We start from the raw sequence: 13,082 nt of genomic DNA, 5'->3' as shown, positions 1-13,082 counted from the left end.
TGAGTTTTTCTGTGCATACGGAGGGTTCTGTGGGTTATCAAGTCGGCGATATGGTCGTCTATCCTCGTCATGGTGCGGCTCGAGTCGAGGAAATTAGTGAACGCACTGTCAAAGGTATTACTAGGCAATACTTACGCTTAGTTGTATTGTCTTCAGATGGTTTAGAGATTAATGTCCCAGTAGACAATGTCAAAAAAGTTGGCGTTCGAGATATTGTAGGCGCAAAAGAAGTTGCTAAAGTTTTTGAAATTTTACGCACTCCTATTCTCGAAAAAGAAATGAATTGGTCTCGTAGATACAAGCTTAATGTTGAGAAAATCGCTACTGGCGATGTTAACAAGATTGCAGAAGTTGTTCGAGATTTATCACAGCGAGATGTAGATGAACATGGTTTGTCTGCAGGAGAAAAGCGTATGCTTGCTCGCGCTCGCAGTATTCTTATTTCGGAAATTGCATTATCTGAAAAGATTGACGAAGAGCAGGCAGAACGCTTGTTAAATGTGAATCTTGGATATGCTGATCCTCTGCCTGGAGATGAGCAACACCATACTCAAGCTCCAGAAGAAGCTGCTGCAGATACTCTTAGATTGCTTGCCGAGAGGTCTAAAAAATCTAAAAAGAAATAGGACATAAAAAATTACCTCCTAAGTTATAAAAATTTAGGAGGTAATTTTTATTCTTTATTTATATCTTTTTATATCTTCTACTTATTTTTATTTTTCAGATTTACTTTCCAGGATCCTGCTGACCTTCGTTAGACCTACTTGGATCTGGCTTAGAAACTGTAGGCTTCTCTGTAATTGGTTTATTTTGTTGAGAGGCTTCGTGCTTTCCCAACTCTTTTCTCATGTTAATCGTAGCTTTACCGGCATTGTCAATGTCTTCGCAAATTTTCATAACCCATTTTCTTAAATCGGTTGCATACGTTGGCATGAGCTCGTTAACCCACATTACAGACGTGTAGCTTCTTCCAGCTGTTCCAGTCAAAATGCTTATGTCAGTATTATTTCGTTGACTGTTGTTGATTATTACGTCAAATTTTCTTTCTTCTATTAATTTCTGGAATTTGTCCACATTAGTCTTATCAATAGCATCGTCTTGAGCAGCCTGAGTAGCATATTCTTTAGGAGTAGAATCCTCTATATTCATATCTGACATAAGCCAGAAAAGAATAGGATTAGTTGACGCATACTTTAAGTTTTTGTGATCTTTACCAAACTTTTCAATATATTCGTCAAGATTCTTTTCTTGAGATTTAACAGTATTAAGTCTTTTAGTAAAAATCTTCTTCTTTGACGGAAGAATCTTAGAGAAAACGTCGCAAATATTAGACGCCATAGCACTTCTCGCATCTTTGGACAACCATAAGTAAGGATTATCACCATTTAAAGCGCCAACTGTAGAAGCAGCATTTACTGTTTCGCTCTTTTTAGATAAGTGTTTTGCAATCCAACTGTCATATCCAGCTCCGTTAGAAATAACAACTTGTGCATCATAAAGTTTTTGCAAATCCTTACTGGATGGTTTAAATGAGGAGGAATCAACATCTGGCTTGTTTATTATTGACTTAACAACAACATCGTTGCCTCCGATTTCTCTGGCTAAGCTTGCCCAAGATTCAAGTGTGGAAACAACTTTAATTTGTTTAATTTCTTTTTTTGGATGTGTTGTTTTTTCAGAAGATTGTGAATTTGCACCGCACCCAGCCATGCCAATCAACATTGATGGCACAATTGCGCAAGCTAAGATCGCTTTGCATATTTTCTTTGCGCGACTTAAATGAAAAGTATTTTCGCACATCTTTGCGCCCCTTCCGTAAACAGCGTGCACGTACAAAAGTGTGGTACTGCTAATAAGTTGTATTACTTTACTAATAATAAATACCATTCTATTATTAATATCCTGTTATTAGTAGTTGTGTCGCGCACCTCTATACCTCACGATAGCCTATCCATACGAATATACTACGCGTACGAATTGTGTTAGAAGATTTGTAAGTTGAACATAAGAATTAACATGCGAGTTGGGAAGTGAATCATGGTTGTTGTATTAGATGGAAAAGCGCTAGCTGCAAGTATTAAAAGCGACTTAAAAAATAGAGTAGAAAAGCTTAAAGAAAAAGGCATTAATCCAGGGCTTGGAACGCTTTTAGTTGGAAGCGACCCTGGTTCGTTGAAGTATGTTGCTGGAAAACACAAGGATTGCGAAGAAGTGGGGATTCGCTCAATCCGCTGCGATTTGCCAGAAGACGCTAGCGAAGACGAAATTCTTGCTGCTGTCGAAAAATTAAATAATGATCCTCTTTGCACGGGTTTCATAGTGCAATTGCCTTTGCCAAAAGGCGTGGATTCTAAGAAGATTATTGAGGCAATAGACCCTGCAAAAGATTGCGACGGAATGCATCCGTACAATTTAGGCGAGCTGGTTATGCATATTTCGGGAGATATTGTTACGCCTCTTCCATGCACGCCGCGAGGAATTTTGGCACTGCTAGATGCTTATAACATTGATCTTGAAGGCAAAAATGTATGCGTTCTTGGACGAGGAATCACGGTTGGCCGAACAATCGGGCTGCTTCTTACGCGCAGGGGAGTAGATGCAACTGTAACATTGTGCCACACGCGCACGCGCGATCTGCATGATATTATGATGCAATCTGACGTTATTATTGCGGCAATGGGCAGTGCTGGATTTGTAAAGCCTTGCGATGTTAAGCCTGGATGTGTGTTGGTTGATGTGGGTGTATCGCGCGTTTTTGATGAAGAAGTGGGCAGATATCGTGTAAAAGGCGATGTTGATGTTGCTTGTAGAGAAGTCGCGGGAGCGTATTCGCCAAATCCTGGTGGAGTGGGTCCAATGACTCGCGCAATGCTATTGGCTAATGTTGTTGACATGGCTGAGCGAGCAGCAAGCGGCGAGTAAGTGTTAAGTAGCAAATATCAAGTAGTGCGACACGCCCGAAGTAAAACGGCGATTTTGGCTATGCCTATATATAACATTGACAGAGCGCGTGCATAGTGCGCGTGCAAAAGTCATAATTTAATATCGAGTAATATCCACCCCAAGAAGAAACCACTAATAAGTAATGGCAGAGAATAATAACGAAGTCGCCAAGGTTGCGATTAATGATATTGGCACCGAAGAAGACTTCATCAAGGCAGTCGATTCAACCATCAAGAATTTTGACGATGGTGATTTAGTTGAAGGTACAGTCGTAAAGATTGATCACGACGAAGTATTGTTGGACATCGGCTACAAAACTGAAGGTGTAATCCCTTCCCGTGAACTTTCCATCAAGAAAGACGTTGATCCAGATGATGTTGTTGAAGTTGGCGACACCATCGAAGCCCTTGTTGTAACTAAGGAAGACAAGGAAGGACGTCTTATTCTCTCCAAGAAGCGTGCACAGTATGAGCGTGCTTGGGGTGATATTGAGAAGATCAAGGATGCAGACGGCATTGTTGAAGGTACCGTTATTGAGGCTGTTAAGGGCGGCTTGATTGTAGACATCGGTTTGCGCGGCTTCTTGCCAGCTTCCCTCGTTGAAATGCGTCGCGTTCGCGATCTTTCCCCATACATTGGTCAGAAGATTAAGGCTAAGATTCTTGAGCTTGATAAGAATCGTAACAATGTTGTACTTTCTCGTCGTCAATTCCTCGAGGAAACCCAGTCCGAAGTTCGCGAGACCTTCCTTTCGCAGCTTAAGAAGGGTCAGATTCGTGAAGGCGTTGTGTCTTCTATCGTGAACTTCGGCGCATTCGTTGATCTCGGCGGTGTTGACGGTCTCATTCACGTTTCCGAGCTTTCTTGGAAGCATATCGATCACCCATCCGAGGTTGTTAAGGTTGGCGATAAGGTCACTGTTGAGGTTCTCGACGTTGATCTCGATCGCGAACGCATCTCCCTCTCCCTTAAGGCAACTCAGGAAGATCCATGGCAGCGCTTCGCTCGTACCCATGTTCCTGGACAGGTTGTTAAGGGTAAGGTCACCAAGATTGTTCAGTTCGGTGTGTTCATCTCCGTTGAAGACGGCATCGAAGGCTTGGTTCACATTTCCGAGCTTGCTAACCGTCATGTAGAGAACCCAGAAACTGTTGTTAAGGGTGGCGAAGAAGTATTCGTTAAGGTTATTGACGTAGACCTCGATCGTCGTCGTATCTCGCTCTCCTTGAAGCAGGCTAACGAGGCTGTTGATCCAAATTCTGAAGATTTCGATCCAGCTCTCTACGGCATGCCAGCTGAGTATGACGAAGAAGGAAACTACAAGTACCCAGAAGGCTTCGATCCAAACACTAATGAGTGGATTGCTGGTTACGAGCAGCAGCGCGAAGAGTGGGAAGCACAGTATGCAGCAGCTCACGAATTGTGGGAGCAGCACAAGGTGTTTGCCGCTAAGGAACTCGCAGCTGCAGCAGAATCCGCAGCCGCTGATGGTCAGAACGAAGAAGCTGAAAAGAAGCCAGCTAAGGAAGAAAAGAAGGAAGAAGTTGCTTCCAACTATTCTTCTGAAGCAGCTAGCGAAGGTGCTTTAGCTGATTCCGATCAGCTCGCAGCTTTGCGCGAACAGCTTTTGAGCGGAAAGAAGTAGTTTCTACTTTCTACTAGAAGCTTATTAACAATTGCCCTGATGAGTGATCATCGGGGCAATTTTGTTTATGTTTGACTACTATTTTGAGTATGTTTTACGAGTATTTTTGTGACTCAAGTTTTGTAATTAAATATAGGTACAATTAATTTTCTTTTAAGAATAATGATTATATGATGCTTTTAAACATTAATCATAATTCTTAAAAGGATTGGTGAAGATTATGAGCACGTTTGACAACAATCAGAAAAATGCTCAGTTTCCTTCGTACGATGGGAATAATGAGGAAAACGCTAAGGCAACTTTAGTAAGCTCGCGTAATAAAATTGTTGCAGGTTTGCTAGCAATTTTCTTAGGATCTTTAGGTATCCACAATTTTTACCTTGGTTTTAAGACTAAGGCGATTGTGCAATTACTTATTACTGTTCTTTCCTTTGGATTCCTGTTGATTATTACGGTAATATGGTCGTTTGTTGAAGGTATTTTGATTCTTTGCTCAAAGCCTGGAACTAAGTGGCATAAGGATGCTGATGGTGCTGAGTTAAAAGACTAAAATAAATATTTAGTATTAAGATTTATAAGTAATTTTACAAATAAAAGATGCGTTTTAGAATTCAATTTCCAAAACGCATCTTTTATTTTTATGCCTAAAGCATTAGAACAAATGAATAATATAGCAAATACACTTATTCTTTAATATTGCATATTTTTTAATTTCATTAATGCTGCAGAGATAATTAGTACTTATATAACGATGGTTATGTAAAATCAAATATGCATGTGTCGATTAAATATGTTGTGTTGTAATACGGATAGTAGCTTGTATAAAGGGTTTTTATGAAGAATATTGAAATTAAAAAATTAGATTATTTAGAAGCCAAAGATAATATGAATATAATTTTAGATTTATATCTAAAAGCATTCCCTAAAGAACTAGATCGTATAGATAATGTTCGTGAACGCATATTAGATAGTTTGAAATATAACAATAGTGCGCTTTTACTTGTTGCTATGATAAATAATCGTATTATCGGTGTTTTATATGGCATAGAATTATTACAAGATAATTGGTATGCGAATCAAATTAAGCCATTTTTATCAGAAGATTATGATTGGTTCAATAAAAGCTTAGAGCTAAATGAGTTGTTTGTGGACACCGAATTTCAACATTTAGGTGTGGGTAGTGCGCTTATGAAGAAAGTCGAAAATCTTGAATTATATAAAACAATAATTTTATCTACAAAAAAAGATAACAATGCTGTTGCTTTAGATTTTTATAACAAGCTTGGATACAGTTTATTAACCGATAATTGGAAATCCTATTACGGGCCTATTTACTGCGTACTATATAAGAAGTTTTAGTAGGGTCAATGAAAATTTACGCTATTGTGAGAAATGTATCGTTTATAATCAAAATATGACAATGATGCGGATTGCTGTAACGGGCGGAATCGCTGCTGGAAAATCTACAGTAGTAAACCATTTGCGTTCGCTTGGCGCGTTTGTTATAGATTACGATGTTTTAGCGCGTAAAGTAGTGGAACCGGGAAGCGCAGTCTTGCAGAAAATCGTAAGCATTTTTGGGGAAAATGCTGTTTTGAATGATGGCTCTTTAAATCGCGAGTTTATTGCAAAGCATGTTTTTGGAGACTCCGACGAGAGTTGTGAAAATCGTAAGAAGCTTGAGTCGCTTATTCATCCTGCTATTTATGATTGCGCAAAGACTTTAGAAATCGAGTATAAAAGCGAGTATAGAAACGAGTGTGATAGGAAAATTTCTAAAGAAGATTGCTGTGAACGCGCATCTTTAAGCTCAATTATTGTGCACGATATTCCGCTTCTTGCACAAGTAATTGACAGCATTCCATTTAGTTTTGACTATATTATTACAGTTGAAGCGCCTAAAGATGTTCGCATTGCGCGAATGATAAGAGAGCGCAAAATGAGTAAGAATCAGGCGGAGCAGCGCATAAATAATCAAGTCGAAGAGATTGCGCGCAAGAAAATCGCGGATTTTGTGGTTGATTCTACAAAGCCTATGGAAGTTATGCTTAAAAGCGTTGATTCAAAAATTAAAACGTGGATGGGTGAGGAGCATTAGAGACCGCGCGGAAAAATCGCAAGCAACCGCGCGATTGTTGGGTTTTAGTAAAATAAATAAAATGCTCTTGATGCTCTTGATGCTCTTGGAGAAAAATAATGTCGAATAAAATTCAGCGCACAAACAAGCCGTTTGTAGTAAAAGCGCCGTATGCGCCTTCGGGCGACCAGCCGCAAGCAATCGAAGAGTTAGCAAATCGCATTGAAAACGGCGAAAACGACGTTGTTTTAATGGGCGCAACTGGCACTGGTAAAACTGCTACAACCGCTTGGCTAATTGAGCGTTTGCAAAGGCCTACACTTATTATTGAGCCGAATAAAACATTGGCAGCTCAGCTTTGCGCGGAATTTCGTGAGCTTATGCCAGATAATGCTGTGAGCTATTTTGTGTCTTATTACGATTACTATCAGCCGGAAGCGTATATTCCGCAAACAGACACGTATATTGAAAAAGACTCGAATATTAACGACGATGTTGAGCGTCTTCGTCACGCTGCTACAGCGAATTTGCTTACGCGCAGGGATTGCGTTGTTGTAGCTACTGTTTCGTGCATTTATGGACTCGGTACCCCAGAGGAGTATGCTGAGCGAATGCTTATGCTGAGTGTTGGGGAGACGCTTGAGCGAGACGATTTATTGCGTCAATTTGTGAGCATGCAATACAAGCGCAACGACATTGCGTTTACGCGCGGAACTTTTAGAGTGCGCGGTGACACAGTTGAGATTATTCCAGTTTACGAAGAATTAGCTGTGCGAATTGAGTTCTTTGGTGACGAAATCGACAGAATTACAATGTTGCATCCGCTTACTGGGGAAGTGATTCGCCAGGAGAGCAGCGTTCATATTTTTCCAGCATCTCACTATATTGCGGGTCCTGAGCGCATGGAGCGCGCGCTTGAGGCGATTGAGAAAGAGCGAGACGAAAGAGTTGCGCAGCTTAAAAAGCAGAACAAATTGCTGGAAGCTCAGCGTTTGGAAATGCGAACTACGTATGATTTGGAGATGCTTCGTCAAGTTGGAGTATGCCCGGGAGTGGAAAATTATTCAAGGCATTTTGACGGACGCGATGCAGGCACGCCTCCGCATACTTTGCTTGACTTTTTCCCAGACGATTTTTTGCTAGTTTTGGACGAATCGCATGTAACTGTGCCGCAAATCGGAGCTATGTATGAAGGCGATGCTTCGCGCAAAAGAACGCTTGTAGAGCATGGCTTTAGGCTTCCTTCTGCAATGGATAATCGTCCGTTAAAGTGGAAGGAATTTTTGGAGCGCGTTGGTCAAACTGTGTATCTTTCGGCAACACCTGGAGATTACGAGCTTGGGCTTTCGGATGGCGTAGTTGAGCAGATTATTCGCCCAACTGGCTTGCTTGATCCTAAGATTGAGGTTCGACCTGTGGAAGGGCAGGTTGACGATTTGCTTGCGGAGATTAAGGCGCGTGTTGCAAAAGATGAGCGCGTGCTTGTTACTACACTTACGAAGAAAATGGCGGAAGACTTAACTGATTACTTTTTGGAGCTTGGTATTAAAGTTGAGTACTTGCATTCGGATGTTGATACTTTGCGCAGAGTGGAGCTTTTGCGCGAGCTTCGCGAAGGGAAAATTGATGTGATTGTTGGCATTAATTTGCTTCGTGAGGGCTTGGATTTGCCAGAAGTTTCGCTTGTTGCGATTTTGGATGCAGATAAGGAAGGTTTCTTAAGATCTTACCGCTCGCTTATTCAGACGATTGGACGCGCTGCTCGTAACGTTTCGGGAACTGTGCTTATGTATGCGGATGCTGTTACGGATGCTATGAGCAAGGCGATTAGCGAGACGGAGCGCCGCCGCGAAAAGCAAATCGCGTACAACAAGGCTCATGGAATTGACCCTAAGCCTTTGCGAAAGAAGATTAGTGACGTTAACGACATGCTTGCTAAAGAGGATGTTGACACTCAAACTTTGCTAGCAGGCGGTTACAGGAATGCTAATAAGGCTGGGAACTCGCATTATGGCGTGCCAAAAGAGCCGAATCTTGGGCAGCAAAGCAAAGAGAAGCGTATGGCGAATATTTCTGAGTTGCCGCAAGACGATATTATTTCTTTAATTAAGAATTTGAGCGAGCAGATGCATGTTGCTGCAGAACAGTTGCAATTTGAGCTTGCAGCGCGATTGCGCGACGAAATACGCGATCTAAAGAAAGAATTGCGTCAAATGGATGAGGCTAATAAGTGAACTGGTAAGTGAGCGTTGCTAATAAATAATTGTTTGCTATTGCTCGCTTTTATCGTTAAAAGGTGAGCTCAGTATCCGTGGATAGGCACTCAAAAAAGTGTAGATATACTCGTAAAGCCTATCAATACATGTTTTATGCTGAGCATTACTCAATGCCTATAATCGTGTGATAAAAAACACTAAAATACGTATAATTATGTGATTAAATGCACCAAAATACGTATAATAATGTGATACGCGATAAGATATAGCCCAAAAAGCCCAAAATATAACAAAGGCTGATTACACGGATAAGCTTATAGAACTTGCGCTAAAAGAAAACAACTAGGAAAGTTAGTCGTAGTTAGTCGCGGCTAGTCGCAAGGTAATCATGTTTTAATAAATGAGTGTTGCTAAGTGATAAGTGTGCCTAATAAATAGACGCGATAAATAAATAAGCGCGAGTTTTGCCTATAGGTCACAATTTGCTGGTACACTATTACTCGGAAAGTGGGTATTTTCCCATTTAAAAATAAACAAAGGAAACAGGCAGGCATTATGAGAAAAGCCAAAATTGTTGATACTATTGGACCAGCTACCGAATCGTTGGAGGGCATTACCAAGCTTGTTGAAGCTGGCATGGATGTTGCTCGCTTAAACCGTTCGCATGGCACTCCTGAAGATCATTTGCGCGTTTACAACAATTTGCGCGAAGCTTCAAAGACTACTGGTCGTAATGTTGCTGCTCTTGTTGATTTGCAGGGTCCAAAGATTCGTTGCGGATGGTTCAAGAAGAACGCTGACGGCGAAGACAAGGTTTATTTGGAAGAGGGCCAAGAGTTCGTTATTACCACAGACGATATTGAGGGTGATGAGCATCGCACTTCCACAACCTTCAAGGGTTTGCCAGGAGATTGCCACGCAGGCGATCCAATTTTGATTGATGACGGCAAGGTTCGTCTTGAGGTTACCAAGGTAGAAGGCAACGACGTACACACTAAGGTTGTTGTTGCTGGCCCAGTTTCTAGCCACAAGGGCATTAACCTTCCAGGCGTTGCCGTGTCTCTTCCAGCATTGACCGAAAAGGATGAGGCTGATCTTCGTTGGGCTATTCGCACGGGTGCAGACATTATTGCAATGTCGTTTGTGCGTTTTGCTACCGATATTGATCGCGCTCACGAAATCATGGACGAAGAAGGCCGTCGCATTCCAATCGTTGCAAAGATTGAGAAGCCACAGGCTGTTGCAAACTTGGAAGAGATTGTTAAGACCTTCGATGGCATTATGGTTGCTCGTGGAGATATGGCAGTGGAGATGCCACTTGAGCAGGTTCCACTCGTTACCAAGCGCTGCATTGAGCTTTCTCGCCAATACGCAAAGCCAGTAATCGTTGCTACCGAAGTTCTTGGATCAATGGTTAACTCTCCAGTTCCAACTCGTGCAGAGGCTTCTGATTGCGCTAACGCTGTTCTTGACGGCGCCGATGCAACTATGACTTCTAACGAGACCGCAGTCGGCAAGTATCCAGCAGTTACCGTTCAGACCATGTCTCGTATTTCTCAATACGCGACTGAAAATGGCTATGATCGCATTCCATCTGTGGAGCTTGACATGTCTAGCACGGGTGCAGTTTCTTCTGCAGCTGTAGACTTGGCAGACAAGCTTAACGCTAAGGCGATTGTTGCTTACACTCAAACTGGTCGTACCGTTCACCGCATTTCTCGCGAGCGTCCAGCTGCTCCAATCTACGGCTTAACCAACAATGAGCACACTTATCGTTGGTTGGCTTTGAGCTGGGGCACTGAAGGCTTCTTGATTAGCGAGGACTACCACGATATGAACCGTCATGATCTTATGATTTTCACCGACAAGGTTCTTCGTGAAGCTGGTAAGGTTGAAGACGGCGACAAGATTGTTGTTTTGAGCACTGCTCAGGGTGAGCGCCAGGCCGGTCGTACCGACTCCATTTACGTTCACACCGTTGGTGCTTGCGATTAATCGCTAGTTGATTGCTAGCTAATCGTTAGTTTTCTAGACGCGCATCCTTTTTGGGTGCGCGTTTTTGTTTATCATGAATTTGGTGATTTCTCACGTTACGATTTAAACTCGAAGTCGTCGATTTCCGCGTTGTTTATCATTTGAGCCAATGAGGGAGCAAACGCAGGAATGAAAGCGACTGCAAGGATTAGGCGTGTTGTTTGGTGTTCTGTTCAAAATTGCGTGAGAGTGATGGGGAAGATAACAAAAACGCCGCTTAGAATGTAAGCGGCGTTGTGCACGTGCCCCCGGTGAGACTCGAACTCACACTGCACAGATTTTGAGGCTGTTTCCTCTACCAATTGGGATACAGGGGCATCTTAAATTATCCGCGTTTTAACGCGACTTGATGACTATACCACATTTTGTAGAGTAATCAAATATACCGCGTGTTGCGCGTAAGAAAGCTAGTTGCGTGTGTGCGGAAGAATCGCAAGCAACCGCTCGCTAAAAACCCAAAGTAAAATCAAAATAAATAAATATAAATCAAAACGGAGTCAAAACAGAAATATTAATTTGCAAATTATTTAAGACTAGGGTGTGTTGATGTGAGAATTTTGGTATAATTGCAACTTGCGCCTCTGTAGCTCAATGGATAGAGCAACGGCCTTCTAATCCGTTGGTTGCGCGTTCGAATCGCGTCGGGGGCACTTGTTTGATTTTCTGCTCTTGTATTATTTCGAAAGCATTTCGACAATATCTCATAAAAACAAGGAGCGCGCGTGGAAAAGCATAATGATAATGTAGCCGCAGCGATAATTCTGGCAGCAGGTGATGGGACGCGCATGCGTTCAACAACGCCGAAAGTATTGCATCCGTTCGCTGGAAAAACGTTCTTAAATCGCGTAATGGACGCAATGGCAGGCGTAAACCCTAAGGAGCTTGCTGTTGTAGTTCACGCTCAAGCGCAACGAGTGTCGGCAGCTGCGCGAAGCTACAATAACGCCGTGCGGATTGTGAACCAGGATGATAAGCCTGGAACGGGCAGGGCAGTGCAGTGCGCAATGCGAGATCTTAATGAAGCTTCAAAACAAGAATGTGGTAGTGCGCTTAAAGGTTCTGTGGTAATTGCGGCAAGTGATATGCCACTTTTAGACACGCAAACATTGCAATCATTAATTGATTTTCACAATAATCAAGGCAATGTAGCAACTGTTTTAACCGCTGTTTTAGACGATGCCACTGGCTACGGGCGAATTGTGCGAGAAGCAAATGGTGATGTGCTAAGAATTGTTGAACACAAAGATGCTAATGCAGGAGAGCTTGCGATTAAGGAAGTGAACACATCTGTGTACGTGTTCGATGCGGAAGTGCTTACAGACGCAATATCTAACCTTAATTCCAAGAACGCTCAAGGCGAATTCTATTTAACAGATGCGCTAGAGCACGCTCGCACAATGGGACGTGTTGGAGCAATGGCAGCATCAGATTCGTTGAGAGTAGAAGGCGTAAATACGCGCGTTCAGCTAGCTGCACTTGCAAAAGCATACAACAAGCGCGTTTGCGAAAAGTGGATGCTTGAAGGCGTAACGATTCTAGACCCAGAAAACACGTGGATTGAAGACGATGTTGTTTTGCAAGAAGACGTTACAGTTCTTCCAGGTTGCTTCTTGCAAGGGCAAACGATCGTTAAAAGCGGTGCGGTTGTAGGACCATACACTACGCTTATCGATGCGCAAGTAGATGAAGATGCGGTTGTGGAGCGCTCGCGTGTGCAAGAGTCGCATATTTGCCGCGCTGCAAACATTGGTCCGTGGACGTATTTGCGACCAGGAAATGTGCTTGGCGAGGAAAGTAAGGCTGGAGCATTTGTGGAGATGAAGAAAGCGCATATTGGAAACGGCACTAAAGTTCCACACTTAAGCTACATGGGCGACGCTGATTTGGGAGAGCACACGAATATCGGCGGTGGCACAATTACAGCAAACTACGACGGCGTGCATAAGAATCACACGACTATTGGCTCTAACGCGCATGTTGGCGCAGGAAACCTGTTTGTAGCTCCCGTTACTGTTGGAGATGGAGTTACAACGGGTGCAGGCTCTGTTGTGCGTCACGATGTTCCAGCGGATTCCATGGTGTATTCAGAAAATACGCAGCACGTTGTAGAAGGTTGGAAGCCAGCTTGGGAGCGTTAGTTCGATAGTTCGTTAGTTCGATAGTTAAG

General features: G+C 42.6%; 10 protein-coding genes and 2 tRNA genes. 10 read left to right on the top strand and 2 right to left on the bottom strand.

The annotated features are described in order from the left end of the window. Window positions 1-29: 29 nt before the first annotated feature. Window positions 30-626, top strand: a complete 597-nt coding sequence (locus HXT24_RS05645; protein ID WP_009994378.1) for a CarD family transcriptional regulator — start codon at window positions 30-32, stop codon at window positions 624-626. 100 nt (window positions 627-726) lie between these two features. Here the strand turns inward: HXT24_RS05645 and HXT24_RS05640 are convergent, their stop codons facing one another. Next, window positions 727-1,800, bottom strand: a complete 1,074-nt coding sequence (locus tag HXT24_RS05640; protein ID WP_415681054.1) for a metal ABC transporter solute-binding protein, Zn/Mn family — start codon at window positions 1,798-1,800, stop codon at window positions 727-729. 237 nt (window positions 1,801-2,037) lie between these two features. On the opposite strand from HXT24_RS05640, the gene HXT24_RS05635 reads away from it, so the two are divergent. The 7 genes from HXT24_RS05635 to pyk all read left to right on the top strand — a co-directional run bounded on the left by HXT24_RS05635 (window position 2,038) and on the right by pyk (window position 10,876). Then, window positions 2,038-2,922, top strand: a complete 885-nt coding sequence (locus tag HXT24_RS05635; RefSeq protein WP_415681055.1) for a bifunctional methylenetetrahydrofolate dehydrogenase/methenyltetrahydrofolate cyclohydrolase — start codon at window positions 2,038-2,040, stop codon at window positions 2,920-2,922. A gap of 163 nt (window positions 2,923-3,085) precedes the next feature. After that, the gene (gene rpsA, locus HXT24_RS05630; RefSeq protein ID WP_422119318.1) at window positions 3,086-4,588 is read left to right on the top strand and encodes a 30S ribosomal protein S1; all 1,503 of its coding nucleotides are present in this window, start codon (window positions 3,086-3,088) and stop codon (window positions 4,586-4,588) included. Window positions 4,589-4,808: 220 nt separating this feature from the next. After that, a complete protein-coding gene (locus tag HXT24_RS05625) occupies window positions 4,809-5,138 on the top strand; it encodes a TM2 domain-containing protein (protein ID WP_020761285.1) in 330 nt (109 codons plus the stop codon). Between the two features lie 284 nt (window positions 5,139-5,422). After that, window positions 5,423-5,947, top strand: a complete 525-nt coding sequence (locus tag HXT24_RS05620) for a GNAT family N-acetyltransferase (RefSeq protein WP_415681056.1) — start codon at window positions 5,423-5,425, stop codon at window positions 5,945-5,947. 55 nt (window positions 5,948-6,002) lie between these two features. Then, the gene (gene coaE / locus HXT24_RS05615) at window positions 6,003-6,686 is read left to right on the top strand and encodes a dephospho-CoA kinase (protein ID WP_422119317.1); all 684 of its coding nucleotides are present in this window, start codon (window positions 6,003-6,005) and stop codon (window positions 6,684-6,686) included. A 98-nt stretch (window positions 6,687-6,784) separates the two neighbouring features. Next, window positions 6,785-8,899, top strand: a complete 2,115-nt coding sequence (uvrB, locus tag HXT24_RS05610; protein ID WP_422119316.1) for an excinuclease ABC subunit UvrB — start codon at window positions 6,785-6,787, stop codon at window positions 8,897-8,899. A 537-nt stretch (window positions 8,900-9,436) separates the two neighbouring features. After that, window positions 9,437-10,876: a pyruvate kinase gene (gene pyk, locus HXT24_RS05605; protein WP_422119315.1), complete on the top strand. Its 1,440-nt coding sequence runs from the start codon at window positions 9,437-9,439 to the stop codon at window positions 10,874-10,876. 282 nt (window positions 10,877-11,158) lie between these two features. On the opposite strand, the gene HXT24_RS05600 is transcribed toward pyk, so the two are convergent. Then, window positions 11,159-11,232 (bottom strand) — tRNA-Leu (locus HXT24_RS05600). Between the two features lie 260 nt (window positions 11,233-11,492). Between HXT24_RS05600 and HXT24_RS05595 the strand changes: the two genes are divergently transcribed. Continuing rightward, window positions 11,493-11,565 (top strand) — tRNA-Arg (locus HXT24_RS05595). A gap of 72 nt (window positions 11,566-11,637) precedes the next feature. Next, entirely contained in the window at window positions 11,638-13,053 is a 1,416-nt protein-coding gene (glmU, locus tag HXT24_RS05590) for a bifunctional UDP-N-acetylglucosamine diphosphorylase/glucosamine-1-phosphate N-acetyltransferase GlmU (RefSeq protein WP_410311764.1), read from the top strand. The last annotated feature ends 29 nt before the right edge of the window (window positions 13,054-13,082 follow it).

Source organism: Gardnerella sp. DNF00354 (genome assembly GCF_049262755.1).
GTDB lineage: Bacteria > Actinomycetota > Actinomycetes > Actinomycetales > Bifidobacteriaceae > Bifidobacterium > Bifidobacterium vaginale.
The sequence above is the reverse complement of the archived record's forward strand: the minus strand, read 5'-3'. Positions and strand labels throughout refer to the sequence as shown.

What these genes read in the sequence shown, in the direction of transcription:
- HXT24_RS05640 (WP_415681054.1), bottom strand. Translation starts at nt 1,800, where the DNA reads ATGTGCGAAAATACTTTTCATTTAAGTCGCGCAAAGAAAATATGCAAA.
- HXT24_RS05635 (WP_415681055.1), top strand. Translation starts at nt 2,038, where the DNA reads ATGGTTGTTGTATTAGATGGAAAAGCGCTAGCTGCAAGTATTAAAAGC.
- rpsA (WP_422119318.1), top strand. Translation starts at nt 3,086, where the DNA reads ATGGCAGAGAATAATAACGAAGTCGCCAAGGTTGCGATTAATGATATT.
- HXT24_RS05625 (WP_020761285.1), top strand. Translation starts at nt 4,809, where the DNA reads ATGAGCACGTTTGACAACAATCAGAAAAATGCTCAGTTTCCTTCGTAC.
- HXT24_RS05620 (WP_415681056.1), top strand. Translation starts at nt 5,423, where the DNA reads ATGAAGAATATTGAAATTAAAAAATTAGATTATTTAGAAGCCAAAGAT.
- coaE (WP_422119317.1), top strand. Translation starts at nt 6,003, where the DNA reads ATGACAATGATGCGGATTGCTGTAACGGGCGGAATCGCTGCTGGAAAA.
- uvrB (WP_422119316.1), top strand. Translation starts at nt 6,785, where the DNA reads ATGTCGAATAAAATTCAGCGCACAAACAAGCCGTTTGTAGTAAAAGCG.
- pyk (WP_422119315.1), top strand. Translation starts at nt 9,437, where the DNA reads ATGAGAAAAGCCAAAATTGTTGATACTATTGGACCAGCTACCGAATCG.